Origin of the sequence: Pseudomonas sp. WC1, assembly GCF_050586565.1 — a bacterium.
Lineage (GTDB): Bacteria > Pseudomonadota > Gammaproteobacteria > Pseudomonadales > Pseudomonadaceae > Aquipseudomonas.
Genome location: NZ_JBOBDQ010000032.1, coordinates 34,332 through 51,223, shown reverse-complemented (window position 1 = coordinate 51,223; position 16,892 = coordinate 34,332). Strand labels below are relative to the sequence as shown.

Here is a 16,892-nt window from a genome sequence, read left to right as displayed (position 1 = left end):
TCCGACCTCATCGCCGGCAAGCCGGCTCCCACAGGATGGCACCGGACCTTGTGGGAGCCGGCTTGCCGGCGATGGGCCGATACAGGCGATATCGATCACGACTTTCAGATCGCCGATCAGCGGCGATCTTTTTTTGCATTCCCCCTCTTCTCAGCCGCCCGCGCCTGGATTACAAATAGCGCCGCGGGCGCCCGCCCCGATAACAACAACCTCCCTCCCTGGTCATCATGTCCGAACAGAACCCTTGCCTGACCTGCGGCGCCTGCTGCGGCTACTTTCGTGTGTCTTTCTTCTGGGGTGAGTGCCAGTCCGCCGGTGGCCTGGTGCCCGACGACCTGGTTGTGCAGATCAACCCGACCCGCGTCGCCATGATTGGCACCGACGCCAAGCCCTGCCGTTGCGTCAGTCTCGGTGGCGAGATCGGCACGCAGGTGGCGTGCTCCATCTATGAGAACCGCTCCAGCCCCTGCCGCGAATTCGAGGCGTCGTGGGAGAACGGCGTGCACAATCCGAGCTGTGACGACGCTCGGGCAGCCTATGGCCTGCCACCGCTGACGCCGCCGGGCGCCAACGAGCCGCATTGGCCGGACGACGGGGCGGAGGTCGCCTGAATTCCGCTCAGGTCGCGCCTGTTCCTGGCGGAGCAGGCACTACCGTTCGTCGGTTGGATCCAATGGGTGTATCGCTGAAACCCGCGAAACACGTGCCGCCTCGACAAAGTATTAACACCATTTGACCGGCTTCGACGCCAAACCGCCCGCCCCTGAGCGGCTACACATTCCTTCAAAGGATATTCGTAGCCATAGATCAGGTGTTTCGGCCGTCGCGTGTGTCACTGCTCTTGCCCAACCCGCTGTGCACGCTTTCAAGGACTGAATCGCCTGATCCACGAAGGAGCTCTCCGTGGACAGTCGCGCCGCCCCCCGTTCGCCCGCCCGTTTCTCCCAATTGTCGCTGGCCGTCAGCCTGGCCGTGACGGCCATGGCCTTTGGTCTGCACGGTGAACAGGCGCTGGCCGCCTGCAGCCTGGCCGGCTCCACGGTGACCTGCAGCGGCGCGGCCAACCCGCTCGCGCCGAGTTATTCCAACAGTGGCAGCGGCCTTACCGTCAACGTCAACACCGGTGCCTCGCTGGGCGTGCTGCTGGGCGTGGGCGGCACCGCGCTGTCGCTTACCGGCAATAACATCACGTTGAACAACTCCGGTACCGTCAACCCGTCGTTGCTGGGGATCCTGAGCATCCAGTCCACCGGCGCCGTGATCGGCAACACCAGCACTGCCAGTACCATCAACATCACCAACAATGCCACGGGTGTGATTCGAGGAACCGGGGCGGTGCTGGGCGCGAGCCTGTTGAACCTTACCGGCATGGCAATGGACGTGCGTAACGCTGCCGGCGGCGTCACTACCATCAACAACGCCGGCAGCATCGGCTCCACGGCATTGGCCAGTCTGACGATAATCAGCGAGGACACCCCGGTCATCGCCGTGAGCGGGGGCGGAACAGTAAACTTCACCAACACCGGCACCGTGCTGGGTCGCACGGCATTTCAGGCGTCCGCAGCCGGCAACACCTTCACCAACGCCGGGAGCCTGACCGGTAGCCTGTCCATGGGCGCCGGCAGTACCAACCGCTTCAACGCCATTACCGGCTCCAGCCTCAGCGCGGGGGCGGGTGTCGGTGTGTCGCTGTTGGTCACCAGTAACCCCAACCTGGGCTTCGCGCCTGCTGGCGTGGTCGACGGCGGTGCTGGCGGCACCAACACCTTGGCGTTGCAGAACGCCATCGGCGGCGGCAGCGGCACCACGGGCAGCGGCACCATCAACGCCTCGAACTACATCAACTTCAACCGCCTGATCGTCGACAGCGGTACCTGGTCGCTGATCGGGCAATTGCTCAACGGCACCACCCAGACCACCCTCAACGGTGGCTTGCTCAACTTCGACAACGCCAGCGCCTTCGGCACCGGTGGCATCACAGTGAACGGCGGTGGTCTCGCGGGCACGGTGGCAGGCCTGGGTCTTAACAATGCGCTGACCTTGAATGCCGGCCTGAACGTGGGTGGCGCCACCGACATGGCCCTCAACGGCGTGGTCTCGGGTGTCGGCGGCTTGACCAAGACCGGTGCCGGGCTGCTCACCCTTGGCGCCAGCAACACCTACAGTGGCGGTACCACCCTGGCCGCTGGCGGCCTCAACCTGACCAGCGCCACGGCGCTCGGCAGCGGCGGGCTGACCGTCAGTGGCGCCGGCAGCCTGCAAGGCAGCGTGCCGCTGGTGTTGAACAATGCAGTGGCGCTGAACGCAGCCTTGACCCTGCCCGGCAGCAACGCACTGACCCTTGGCGGCGTACTCAGCGGCACCGGCTCACTGGTCAAGAGCGGCACCGGCAGCCTGACGCTCAATGGGCTCAATACCTTCAGTGGCGGCACCTCCCTGGGCGGCGGAACGCTTACCTTGGGCAGCGACACGGCGCTGGGCAGCGGCGCCCTGACGGTGACCGGCAGCAGCATCCTGGACAGTGCCTCGGCGCTCAACCTGGGCAACGCGATTGACCTGAGCGCAGGCACGCTCACCCTCGCTGGCACTAATGCCACCACCTTGGGTGGCATTATCAGCGGCACCGGTGCGCTGGCCAAGGCGGGCGCCGCCGACCTCACCCTCAACGGTGCCAACACCTACAGTGGCGGTACCACCCTGGCGGGTGGCAAGCTTACCGTCGGCAGCAGCAGTGCCCTTGGCAGCGGCGCGCTGACCCTGGGTGGCAACGCCAGCCTCGATGCCAGCAGCGCGGTAAGCCTGGGCAACGCCATCAACCTTGGCGCCAACACCCTGAACCTGCTCGGCACCAGCGCCACCACCCTGGGTGGCGTGATCAGCGGTACCGGTGCGCTGGTCAAGAACGGGGCAGGGGACCTGGCGCTGAGCGGCAACAACACCTTCAGTGGCGGCCTGACCCTCAATGCCAGCAAGCTCACTGTCGGCAACAGCAACGCCCTGGGTACCGGGGCCCTCACCCTTGGCGCAAACGCCAGCCTGGACGCCAGCACGGCGGTGAGCCTGGGCAACGCCGTCAACCTGGGCGCCAATACCCTGAACCTGCTGGGCAGCAGTAGCACCACGCTGGGCGGCGTGATCAGCGGCACCGGTGCGCTGGTCAAGAACGGCAGCGCCGGGTTGACCCTGAACGGCAGCAACACCTTCAGCGGCGGCACGACCCTCAACAGCGGTGTCCTCACCGTGGGCAACAACAACGCCCTGGGCACCGGGGGCCTCACCTTGGGCGGTAATGCCAGCCTGGATGCCGGCGTGTCGGTGAACCTCGGCAACGCCATCGACCTGGCCGGCAACACCCTGACCTTGCCTGGTACCAGCGCAACCACCCTGGGTGGTGTGATCAGTGGCACCGGCGCGCTGGTCAAGAACGGCAGCACCAACCTGACCCTGGGTGGCGCCAACACCTTCAGCGGTGGCCTCACCCTCAACGCCGGCACCCTGACCCTGGCCAGCGCCACGGCGCTCGGTACCGGGGCCCTGACCGTGGGCGGCGCATCGACGCTGGCCAACACCGCGGCGATGACCTTGGGTAACGCCGTCAACCTGGGCGCTAACCTGACCCTGACAGGCGCCAACAACCTCAACATGGCCGGGACCCTCAGCGGCACCGGCGGCCTGGTCAAGAATGGCAGCGCCAGCCTGACCCTCAGCGGCAACAACACCCACAGCGGCGCCACCGCGCTCAACGCCGGCACCCTGGTGCTGGGCAGCAGCACCGCGCTAGGCACCGGCGTGCTCAACGCCGCGGCCAACACCAGCCTGGACACCAGTGTCGCCGGGCTGAACATCGGCAACGGCCTGAACCTGGCCGGCAACCTCAACCTGCCCGGCAGCAACGACCTGACCTTGAGTGGCGTCATCGCCGGCAGCGGCGGCCTGAGCAAGGCCGGCAATACCACCCTGACCTTGACCGGCGCCAACACCCACAGCGGCTCCACCTTCCTCAATGGCGGCACCCTGGTGGTCGGCAGCAACACGGCGTTGGGTACCGGCATCCTCAACACCGCCGTGGGGACTCACCTGGACGCCAGCACCGCGGTCAGCCTGGCCAACGACGTCATTGCCGCCGGCCCCCTGACCATCGACGGCACTGCCAACCTTGGGCTGAGCGGCGTGATCAGCGGCATCGGCTCGCTGGTCAAGAACGGCAACGCCAGCCTGACCCTGAGTGGCAGCAACACCTTCACCAACGGCACCCAGCTCAATGCCGGTACCTTGGTTCTCGGCAGCAACACCGCACTGGGCATCGGCGGCCTGAGCTTGGGCGGCAACGCCAACCTGGATACCAGTACCGCCGTCTCGGCGACCAACAGCATCAGCCTGGGCGGCAATACCTTGACCGTGCTGGGCAGCAACGCCACCACCCTGACCGGGCAGATCAGCGGTACCGGTGCCCTGGTCAAGAGCGGTAGTGCCGGCCTGACGCTCAATGGCAACAACACCTTCAGCGGCGGCACCACCCTGAACGCCGGGCTGCTGACCCTGGGCAACAGCAATGCCCTCGGCACTGGCGGCCTGACCCTGGGCGGCAATGCCAGCCTCGACGGCAGCGGCACCCTGAACCTGGGCAATGCCATCAACCTCGCCGGCAACACCCTGACCCTGCCAGGCAGCAACACCACCACCTTGGGCGGGGTGATAAGCGGCACCGGCGCACTGGTCAAGAATGGCGCCACCAACCTGACCCTGAGCGGCGCCAACACCTTCAGCGGCGGCCTCACCCTCAATGCCGGTACCTTGACCCTGGCCAGCGCCGCCGCGTTGGGAACCGGCGCGTTGACGGTCGGTGGCGCATCGACCCTCGCCAACTCGACGGCGATGACCCTGAACAACGCCGTCAACCTCGCTGCCGACCTGACCCTGCCGACCACCAGCAACCTCACCCTGGCCGGCGCCCTCAGTGGCACTGGTGGTCTGATCAAGAACGGCAGCGCCACTTTGACCCTGAGCGGCAACAACACCCACAGCGGCGCCACTACCCTCAACGCCGGCACCCTGGTGGTCGGCAGCAACACCGCACTGGGCACCGGCGCACTCAACGCCGCCAACAACACCACGCTGGACACCAGTGCGGCCGGGCTGAACCTTGGCAACGCGCTCAACCTGGCGGGCAACTTCATCCTGCCCGGCAGCAACGACCTGACCCTGAGCGGCACCATCGCCGGTGCCGGCGGCATCACCAAGAATGGCGGCACCACCCTGACCCTGACCGGCAACAACAGCAACAGCGGCATCACCCGCTTGAACGCCGGTACCCTGGTGCTCGGCAGCAACACCGCGCTGGGTACCGGTACCCTCAATACCCTGGCCGGTACCCACCTGGATGCCAATACGGCGGTGAGCCTGGCCAACGATGTGAACATCGCCGGTCCGTTGACCATTGATGGCAGCGCCGACCTGGGCCTGAGCGGCGTGGTCAGCGGCATCGGTTCGTTGGTCAAGAACGGCAACGCCAATCTGACCCTGAGCGGCAACAACCTCTACACCAACGGCACCCAGCTCAATGCCGGCACGCTGACCCTGGGCAGCAACACCGCGCTGGGCATCGGCGCCCTGACCGTGGGCGGCAACGCCAATCTCGACGCCAGTACCGCCGTCGCCGTGACCAACGGCATCAACCTCGGCGCCAATACCCTGACCGTGCTGGGCAGCAACGCCACCACCCTCGGCGGCCTCATCAGCGGCAGCGGTGCACTGGTCAAGAACGGCAGCGCCGTGCTGACCCTCAACGGCAACAACACCTACAGTGGCGGCACCACCCTCAATGCCGGCACTCTCATCCTGGGCAACAACAACGCCATCGGCGGCGGCGCCTTGAGCGTGGGTGGCAATGCCAGCCTCGACTCCAGCGCTACCCTCAACCTCGGCAACGCCATCGCCCTTGGCAACGGCGCCACCCTGACCCTGCCAGGCAGCAACACCACGACCTTGGGCGGCGTGATCAGCGGTGCGGGGGCCTTGACCAAGAACGGCAGCAGCAATCTGACCCTGAGCGGCGCCAACACCTTCAGCGGTGGCCTGAACCTCAATGCCGGCACCCTGACCTTGGCCAACGCCGCCGCGCTGGGCACCGGGGCATTGAACGTCGGCGGCGCCTCGACGCTGGCCAACAGCGTGGCGATGACCCTGGGCAACAACGTAAACCTCGGCGCCAACCTGACCCTTGGCGGCAGCAACAACCTGACCCTGGGCGGTGTGCTCAGTGGTACCGGCGGGTTGATCAAGAACGGCGTGTCCGACCTGACGCTCACCGGCAACAACACCTTCAGCGGCGCCATCGACCTGCTTGGCGGCAGCATCACCACGGTCGGCAACACGGCCCTGGGCAATACCTCGGCGGTCAGCGTCGGCGCCGGCACCAGCCTCAATCTCGGTGCCAGCGCCACCATCGGTGGCCTGAGCGGGGCCGGCACGGTGAACATCGCCGGCGGCGGTGACCTGACCCTGGGCGGCAACAACCTCAACAGTGTGTTCAGTGGTGCCCTGGCGGGCAGTGGCGGGCTGATCAAGACCGGTACTGGCAGCTTCGAACTGTCCGGCGTCAACGTGCTCGGCGGCAATACCACGGTCAATGCCGGCCTGCTCAACGTCACGGGCTCGCTGGCCAGCCCCAGCGTGCAGGTCAACAGCGGCGCCAGCCTCGGTGGTACCGGCAGCCTGCTGGGCGCAGTCGACATAGCCAACGGCGCGCACCTGCTGGCCAACAGCGGCGCGACCCTCAGCACTGGTGCGCTGACCCTGCACAGCGGCTCGATCCTCGACTTTGGCCTGGCATCGCCGGCCACCGGCGGCACCGCAGTGGTCAGCGTCAATGGCAATCTGACCCTGGACGGTACCCTCAACGTCACCGACCTCGGCGGCTTCGGCACCGGTATCTATCGGCTGTTCGACTACACCGGCGGGTTGGTGGACAACGGCCTGCTGATCGGCAACGTGCCGGGTGTCGTGTTGCCCGGCGACCTACAGGTGCAGACATCCATCGGCAGTCAGGTCAACCTGCTGGTCGGCGGCGCCACCGGCACCGTGCAGTTCTGGGATGGGGCGCAGAGCGTGCCCAATGGTGTGATCGACGGCGGGACCGGTACGTGGAACGGGGGGAATACCAACTGGACTGATGTCAACGGCGTGCTCAATGGCAGTTGGGCCAGCGACTTCGCGGTCTTCCAGGGCACCGCGGGCGATGTCACCGTGGTCGGCACCCAGGCCGCCACCGGCCTGCAATTCGTCACCAACGGCTATCGCCTGATCGGCGCCGGTGGCCTGGACCTGGTCAACGGCAGCAACGGCGCCTTTGCCTTGCGCGTCGATCCGGGCGTCACCGCGACCCTCAACGTTGGCCTCTCTGGCAGCGGCCAACTGGCCAAGCTCGACAGCGGCACGCTGGTGCTCAATGGGGCCAACAGCTATACCGGCGGCACCCTGTTCAATGGCGGCACGGTGGTGGTCGGCAATAACACTGCCTTCGGTACCGGCACGGTCAGCACCGCCAACGGCACTATCCTGGACAGCAATACAGCTGTCACCCTCGGCAACGCCTTCAGCCTCAGCGGTGCCCTGACTGTCGCCGGTTCCGCCGATCTGGGCCTGTCCGGCGTGGTCTCGGGGACTGGCAGCCTGACCAAGAACGGCGGTGCCAACCTGACCCTGGGCAATGCCAACACCTACAGCGGCGGCACCAGCCTGGGTGCCGGTACCCTGACCCTGGGCAACGCCCAGGCGCTGGGCACTGGGGGCCTGACCGTTACCGGCGCCTCAAGCCTGGACGCCACCGGCAACCTGGCGCTTGGCAACACCGTCGCCCTGAACGCCAACCTCACCCTGCCGGGGAGCAACGACCTCACCCTCAACGGCGCGCTCAGCGGCACCGGTGACCTGATCAAGGCTGGTGCCGGTACGCTCACCCTCAACGGCAGCAACAGCCAGCAGGGCATTACCAGCCTGAACGGTGGCACCCTTGTGGTAGGCAGCAACACTGCACTGGGCACGGGTGCCCTGAACGCAGCCGGCGGCACCACCCTCAGCAGCAATGCCAACGTCACCCTGGCCAACCAGGTCAACCTGGCCGGCAACCTGACCGTCGCCGGGGCGCAAAACCTGACCCTGGGCGGCAACGTCAGCGGCGTCGGCGGCCTGACCAAGACCGGCAGCGGCACCCTGACCCTGAACGGCACCAATGGCCATTTGGGCAACACCAATCTCAATGCCGGCACCCTGGTGCTCGGCAGCGCCAGCGCCCTCGGCCTCGGCCAGCTCAACGCGGCTGCCGGGACCACGCTGGACAGCGCCTCGGCGATCACTATCGGCAACACCGTCAACCTGGGGGGTAACCTCACCATCGCCGGCAGCAACGACCTGGGCCTGGGCGGGCTGGTCACGGGGGCCGGCAGCCTGACCAAGAACGGCGTCGGCAACCTCACCCTCAGTGGCGCCAACACCTTGATTGGCGGCGTGACCCTCAATGCCGGCACGCTCACCCTGGGCAACAACCAGGCCCTGGGTACCGGCAACCTTGTCGTCGGCGGCGCCAGCAACCTGGCCACCACGGGTGCCTTGACCCTGGCCAACCAGGTGACGCTGAACGACACCCTGGGCCTGACCGGCAACAACGACCTGACATTGAACGGCGTGATCAGCGGTACCGGCGGCTTGACCAAGACCGGTACCGGCAACCTGACCCTCGGCGCCGCCAACACCTATCAAGGCATTACCACGCTTGGCGCTGGCACCCTGACGCTGGGCAACAACACCGCGTTGGGCACGGGCAACCTGTCGGTGACCGGCAACAGCACCCTGGCCACCACCGGGGCGCTGCAACTGGCCAATGCCATTGGCCTCGGCGCCGCTGCCACATTGGCTATCAACAATGCCCAGCCCTTGACCCTTGACGGTGTGATCAGCGGTGCCGGGGCGCTGAACAAGCTGGGTGTCGGGCAGCTGGTGCTCAATGGCATCAATACCTACGCCGGCGGCACCTCGCTGCAGGCTGGCAGCCTGCTGCTGGGCAATGCCGGCGCCTTGGGCAGCGGGGCCCTGACCGTCAACGGCGCCGCCGGCCTCGACGCCAGCCAGGCGCTGGTACTGGCCAATGCCGTCAACCTCGCCGGTGGCAACCTGACCCTCGGCGGCAGCCAGGCGCTGACCCTCAATGGCGTGGTCTCCGGCAACAGCGGCCTGGTCAAGAACGGCGCCGCCAGCCTGACCCTCAACGGCAACAACACCTACAGCGGCGGCACTACCCTCAATGGCGGCTCCCTGGTGGTCGGCAGCAACACCGCGCTGGGTAGCGGCGACCTCAGCACCGGCGCCAACACCAGCCTCGATGCCGGCGGTGCGGGCGTCACCCTGGCCAACAACGTGCACCTGGGCGGCACCCTCAACCTGCCGGGCAGCGCCGATCTGACCCTCACCGGCGTGGTGGATGGCGTCGGCGGCCTGAACAAGGCCGGTACCAGCACCCTGATCCTCAACGGCGCCAACAGCTACCTGGGCGGCACCACCCTCGGTGCCGGCCGGCTGGTGGTCGGCAACGACAACGCGCTGGGGCAGGGCGCCCTGACCGTCGCCGGGGCCTCGACCCTGAGCAGCGGCGCCAGCACTAGCCTGGCCAACAACGTCACCCTCAACGCTGGCCTGACCGTCGATGGCGGCAATGACCTGACCCTCAACGGCGTGATCAACGGCACGGCAGGCCTGACCAAGAACGGCAGCGGCAACCTGACCCTCAATGGCAACAACGGCTACCAGGGCGGTACCCAGCTCAACGCCGGGCGCCTGACCCTGGGCAGCAGCGGCGCACTGGGCACCGGCACCCTGGCGGTCACCGCCGATGCCACCCTGGCCAACAGCTCGGCCATGGCCCTGGGCAACACCGTAGCCCTGAGCAACGGCGCCAACCTGACTGTCGAAACCGCAAGTGCGCTGATCCTCAGCGGCGACCTCGGCGGCAGCGGCAATCTGGTCAAGACCGGTGTCGACGACCTTACCCTGGTCGGCGTCAAGACCTTCAGCGGCAACGTGGATATCCAGGCGGGTTCCCTCACCACCCTCGGCAGCGGTGTGCTGGCCAACGTCGACACCCTCAATGTCGGCGCCAGCGGCCAGCTCAACCTTAATGGCAATGCCAGCCTTGGCAGCCTGACCGGCAGTGGCCTGGTCGATGTTGGCGTCGGCAGCGTCCTGAGCCTGGGCGGCAACAACCTGAGCAGCACCTTCGCTGGCGCCCTCAATGGCCTGGGCGGCCTGACCAAGGTCGGCAGCGGTACCCTGACCCTGACCGGTAGCAGCAACCTGGCCGACAATACCCAGGTCAACGCCGGTACCTTGAAAGTCGACGGCACCTTGGGCAGCAACCTGCTGACCGTGGCCAGCGGTGCGACCCTTACCGGCAGCGGCACCGCCAATGCCTCGGTGGTGATCGACAACGGCGGCCACCTGGCCGGGCAGAGCGGCGCGACCCTGGGCCTCGGCAGCCTGGTGCTCAACAGCGGTTCGATCGTCGATATCGGCCTCGGCTCGCCGTCCACTGGCGGCACCGCGCTGTTCAACGTCGGTGGCAACCTGACCCTCGACGGCACGCTCAATGTCAGCAGCATCGGCGGCTTCGGCAACGGTGTGTACCGCGTCTTCGACTACACCGGCGCCCTCACCGACAACGGCCTGGACTTCGGCAGCCTGCCGCTGGGCGTGGGCCTGGGCGACGTGACCTTGCAGACCGCCCTGGCCAACCAGGTCAACCTGCTGGTCAGCGCTGCGGGGCTCAATATCCAATTCTGGGATGGCAGCCAGAACTTGCCCAACGGTCAGGTAGACGGCGGTGCCGGGGTGTGGAATGCCGGTAATACCAACTGGACTGACCTCAATGGCCTGACCAACACCACTTGGGGCAGCACCTTCGCGGTGTTCCAGGGTATAGCCGGCGATGTCACCGTCGACGGCAGCCAGACGGTCAACGGCCTGCAGTTCGTCAGCGATGGCTACCGCCTGCTGGCCGGTACCGCCGGTGTGCTCGACCTGATAAACGGCACGAGTGGCGACACCAGCGTGCGGGTCGACCCGGGTGCCACGGCGACCCTCGATGTCGGCCTGACCGGCGTCGGCAAGCTCAACAAGCTCGACAGCGGTACCCTGGTGCTCAACGGCAACAACAGCTACAGCGGCGGTACCGTGCTCAGTGGCGGCACTTTGATCGTCGGCAGCAACACGGCCCTGGGCAACGGTGCGCTTGAAACTGCGGCGGGTACCACCCTCGACAGCAACGCCTCGGTCGCGCTGGGCAATGCCATCACTCTGGCGGGGCCGTTGAACATCGCCGGTAGCAACGACCTGGCGCTGGGCGGCAACATCGGCGGCGCCGGTGGCCTGGTCAAGGCTGGCAGCGCCCGGCTGGCGCTGGCCGGCAACAACACCTATGCCGGCAACACTGCGCTCAATGGCGGCACCCTGGTGCTGGGTTCCAATACCGCGCTGGGCAGCGGCAGCCTGAATACCGTGGCCGGCACCAGCCTGGACAGCAGCCAGGCCGTGACCTTGGCCAACAGCGTCAATGCCACGGGTGACCTGACGATTCTGGGCGGCAACGACCTGACCCTCGGCGGCACCGTCGGCGGCAGCGGCCGCCTGCTCAAGGCCGGCCTCGCCCGCTTCGCGCTGATGGGCGCCAACACCTACAGCGGTGGTACCGAGCTGCAGGCCGGCACCTTGGTGGTTGGCAATGATGCCGCCCTTGGCAGCGGCGGCCTGGACGTCACCGGTAACGCCAACCTCGACAGCGCCAGTGCCGTCACCTTGGCCAATCCGGTCAATGTCAGCGGCGTGCTCAACGTGCTGGGCAGCAATGACCTGCACCTGGCCGGCGTGCTCAGCGGCGCCGGTGAACTGAACAAGAGCGGCCTGGCTGACCTGACGCTGTCGGGCAACAACACCTTCAGCGGCATCCTCAATATCCTGTCTGGCAGCCTGAGCACCGTCGGCACCACCGCCCTCGGCAGCCAGAGCGAGCTGAATGTCAGCAGTGGCGCCAGCCTCAACCTCGACGGCAACACCACGCTGGGTGAAATCGGCGGTAGCGGCGCGATCCAGATCGCCGCCGGGAACAGCCTGACGGTCGAGGGCGGCGTGTTCGGCGGCAACATCAGCGGCAGCGGCACCCTGAACAAACTCGGCAGCGGCACCCTGGCACTGAACAGCGCCAACAGCCACACCGGCACTACCAACGTGCAGGGCGGCGGCCTCAAGGTGGATGGCTCGCTGGCCAGCGGCACGGTCAACGTGGCCAGCGGCGCCAGCCTCAGCGGCGTCGGCAGCCTCGGTGGTTCGGTGACCGTGGCTAACGGCGGCAACCTGGCGGCCATCGGCGGCAGCACCCTGAACGCCGGCAACCTGGTGCTCGACAGCGGCGCCAACTTCAACGCTTCGCTCGGGGCACCGTCGGCTGGTGGCACTCCACTGGTCAACGTGGCCAACGACTTGACCCTGGGTGGCACCCTCAATGTCACAGACATCGGCGGCTTCGGCGCCGGCGTGTACCGCCTGTTCGCCTACGGCGGCAGCCTTACCAACAATGGCATGAGCTTCGGCACCACGCCGGTACCGGTCACCGACCTGACGGTGCAGACCGCCGTCGCCAACCAGGTCAACCTGGTGGTCGGTGGCGCCAGCAACGTGTTGTTCTGGGACGGCAGCCAGACCGTGGCCAACGGCGTGATCGAGGGCGGCAGCGGCGTCTGGGATGCCACCAACACCAACTGGACCGACGCCAACGGCGTGCTCAACGGCACCTGGAACGATACCTTCGCCGTGTTCCAGGGCGCCCCCGGTACCGTCACCGTGAACGGCAGCCACAGCATCACCGGCCTGCAGTTCGTCACCGACGGCTATGTGCTCAATGCCGGGACGGCCGGTGAACTGCTGGGCAACGGCACCACCAACCTGCGGGTCGACAGCGGCGCCACCGCCACCCTCAACGTCGCCCTCAACGGCACCGGCAGCGTCGCCAAGCAAGACGGCGGCACCCTGGTGCTCAACGCTGCCAATGGCTACAGCGGCGGTACCGCCCTCAACGGCGGCACCCTGGTGCTAGGCAACAATAGCGCGCTGGGCAGTGGCGCCCTGACGGCCGCGGGCGGTACCACGCTGGACAGCAACACCGCCGTGACGTTGGTCAACAATGCCGTGCTCAACGGCGCCCTGGCCATCGCCGGCAGCAACGCCCTGACCCTCAACGGGGTGGTCAGCGGCACCGGTGGGCTGATCAAGAATGGCGCTGGCCTGTTGACCCTGAACGGTGCCAACACCTACACCGGCGGCACCCAGATCAACGCAGGCGGCGTGGTGGGCAATACCACCAGTCTGCAAGGCGCGATCCTCAACAACGCAGCCCTGACCTTCGAGCAGAACGCCAATGGCAGCTACACCGGCAACCTCACCGGTACTGGCACCCTGACCAAGAACGGCACTGGCGAACTGTTGCTGACCGGCATCAATGGCCTGACCGGCGCGACCCAGGTCAACGCCGGCAGCCTGCTGGTCAATGGCCGCCTCGACAGTGCCACCGTGCAGGTCGCCACCGGCGCCCGCCTGGGCGGCAGCGGTACCTACGGCGGTGCCGTGCAGATCGCCAATGGCGCCACCCTGGCTGCCGGCCAGAGCGCCACGCCGCTCACCGTCGGCAGCCTCGACCTGGCGTCGGGCAGCGCCCTGGACTTCAGCCTCGGCGCCCCGGCGGCCTCCACCACCGTGGTCAAGGTCAACGGCAACCTGGTGCTGGACGGCACGCTGAACATTACCGATGCCGGTGGCTTCGGTACCGGTGTCTACCAACTGTTCAGCTACGGCGGCACGCTCACCGACAACGGCCTGGTGTTCGGTGCCATTCCGGGCAGCGTGGTCCTGGGTGACCTGAGCCTGCAGACCGCTATCGCCAACCAGATCAACCTGGTGGTGCAGAACTACGGCGAAGAATTGCAGTTCTGGAACGGTGGCAAGACCAACCCCGATGGCAGCATCGGCGGCGGCAGTGGTACCTGGGGGCCGAACACTGGTTGGACCAACGCCAGCGGCACCAGCAACGAAGGTTGGAGTGGTGGCTACGCGGTCTTCGGCGGTACTCCGGGCACCGTCACCGTGGTGGGCAACCAGTCGTTCGAGGGCTTGCAGTTCCTCAGCAACGGCTATCAGGTCGTTCCGGGTGCTGGGGGTAGCCTGACACCGGTCAACGGTAGCGATGGCAGCCTGGCGCCGGTGCGTGTCAACGCTGGCGGCACCGCCACCGTCAGCGTGCCGCTGGTCGGTACCGGCGGCATCGAGAAACTCGACGCTGGCACTCTGATCCTCTCGGGTGCCAACACCTACAGCGGTGGCACTACCGTGAGCGGCGGTACCCTGGTCGGCAACACCACCAGCCTGCAGGGCAACATCCTCAACAACGCCAACCTGGTCTTTGCCCAAGGCAGCAATGGCACCTTCAATGGCACCCTCAGCGGTACGGGCACCACCACCAAACAGGGCGGCGGTACCTTGCTGCTGACCGGCAACCAACCATTCAGCGGCGCCTTCAACGTCAACCAGGGCGTGCTCCAGGTAGGCGATGCCGCCAATCCGGGCAGCAACCTCGCAGCCCAGGTCACGGTGGCCAACGGCGCCGCGCTGACCGGCAACGGCACCGTCGCCGGGCTGACCAACAACGGCACCGTGCTGCCAGGGCCTGCCGGCAACCTCAACGTGTCGGGCAACTTCACCAACGGCGCCACCGGCACCTTGGTGATCGACCTCGGTACCTCGCCGGTGAACTACCTGAATGTGGGCGGCACCGCCAACCTCGGCGGCAGCCTGATGGTCGCCAACCTGGCCAGTGGCAACGGCCAGTACACCGTGGTCAGCGCCGCGGGCGGGGTAAACGGCACCTTCGCCACCACCAACCTGGCCAACTCGGCGTTCCTCAACAGCTCGCTGGACTACGGCGCCAACCAGGTGACCCTGTCGGTCAGCCGCAACGGCAACTCCTTCGCCGATGTCGCCGCCACCGGTAACCAGCGTGGCGTGGCCACCGCGCTGGCAAGTGCCGGGGCGCCGGCCGAGCTGGTCAACAACCTGCTGCCGCTGGACCGCCAGGGCGCCCAGGCGGCGTTCGACAGCCTGTCCGGCGAGATCCACGCCAGCACCGCGACCGTGCTGATCGAGGACTCGCGCTACGTCCGCGACGCGGTCAATGACCGCCTGCGCCAAGCCGACTGCACCAACCAGGACGACCCGCGTCGCACCCTGGCGCCGACCGCCAACCAGCAACTGACCAGCGAAGGCTGCCAGGGCCAGGCCGTGGGCTGGATCCGCGCCATCGGCGGCTGGGGCACCTACGACGGCAGCAGCAGCCATGCCAGCGTCGACCGCGACCTGTCGGGCTTCATGCTCGGTGTCGACCGCGCGCTGGACGATGAGTGGAAAGTGGGCGCCGCCGCCGGCTACACCCGCTCGAGCATCGACGCGCACCGTCGCCGCTCGGACGCCACGGTGGACAGCTACCACCTGACCACCTACCTCGGCTACCAGCTGGATGCCTTCGCCGCTCGCCTGGGCGTGGCCTACAGCTGGCACGACATCGACACCAAGCGCGATGTCACCGTGGGCAGCTATGACGACCGCCTCAAGGCCAAGTACAAGGCGCGCAGCGCCCAGGTGTTCGGTGAGGTGGGTTACGCCATCGATGCCGGCGGCATTGCCCTGGAGCCGTTCGCCGGGCTGGCTTATGTCAACTACGACAGCGACACCGCCCATGAGAAGGGCGGGGCAGGGCGGCTGGAGGGCAAGGTCGACCAGGATGTGACCTTCTCCACCCTGGGCGTGCGGGCTGGCAAGCGCATCCTGCTCGACAACGGCAGCACCATCACGCCGCGGTTGTCGGTGGGCTGGCGCCATGCGTTCGGTGACGACAAGCCCGATGCCGATCTGCGCTTCATCGGTGGCGGCGACGGTTTCAGCACCGAGGGTGTGCCGATTGCCAAGGACGCGGCGGTGGTCGAGGCCGGGGTGGACCTGTCGGTGGGCGCGAGCGGCAAGCTCGGGGTCGGCTACTCCGGGCAGCTGTCCAGCGAGAACCGCGACCATGGTGTGGTGGTGAGCTTCAGCATGGGGTTCTGAGGTAGCTTGCAGGGGGCTGCTTTGTAGCCTCCGGCAATCTCAAGCCTGGCCTTTTCTTGGTTTTTAGCCGCGAGGGCTGATGACCGTATCAGGGCCACCAAGTGTTCGCCGCAAATCTTGCAGCGTCTATAAGATCGAGCGCCGCCCGCGCGGCGCATCGCTGGCAAGCCAGCTCCCACATTTGTTTCGGGCCAGTTATGCCTGCGCCGCCGCGGCTGTACGCCTTGTGGGTACGACGCGGTTTCAGTGTGGGCGCCACTGGTGTCCCACCGGTCTCAAGACATGCATCAAGGCGGACAGCGACAACTTCACAGGCAAGACTGGCCCGAAACAAATGTGGGAGCTGGCTTGCCAGCGATGCGCCGCGCGGGCGGCGCTCGGTCTCATAGGCGCTGCAAGGCCATCGTCAAGCACCTGGCCGCCATAACGCGATCAAGACCTCGATCCAAACCCGTAAGACATTTCCGAATTTGAAACCAAATCCTTCAGCCAGCCAGCGCTTCGGACCTATCCTACGCGCCTGCCGGAAGGCTCTGAATTGGCCGGGAAATACATCAGGGATACCGTCTCTGGGTCGTCACATTTGGCGACCGGGTGTGAGAAGCCCGTTGTGTGAACCATGTCGATTTCGTCAATGGCGGTCGTGCGCGTGCAGGCTTTGGCCTGACCGTGGATTCATGGTTACACACGAGCTTCTCACCATG

2 protein-coding genes are annotated in these 16,892 nt (G+C 66.8%); both read left to right on the top strand.

Annotated elements, in window-relative coordinates:
- The first annotated feature begins 227 nt into the window (after positions 1–227).
- Positions 228–611 carry a YkgJ family cysteine cluster protein gene (locus ACQ4OD_RS15690; RefSeq protein ID WP_038707396.1) on the top strand — a complete coding sequence of 128 codons (384 nt, stop codon included), beginning with the start codon at positions 228–230 and terminating at the stop codon, positions 609–611.
- Positions 612–903: 292 nt separating this feature from the next.
- Complete coding sequence (locus tag ACQ4OD_RS15685) at positions 904–16,188, top strand: autotransporter-associated beta strand repeat-containing protein (RefSeq protein ID WP_430944554.1); 15,285 nt, start codon at positions 904–906, stop codon at positions 16,186–16,188.
- The last annotated feature ends 704 nt before the right edge of the window (positions 16,189–16,892 follow it).

Coding starts and splice junctions, on each gene's coding strand:
- ACQ4OD_RS15690 (WP_038707396.1), top strand. CDS start 228: ATGTCCGAACAGAACCCTTGCCTGACCTGCGGCGCCTGCTGCGGCTAC.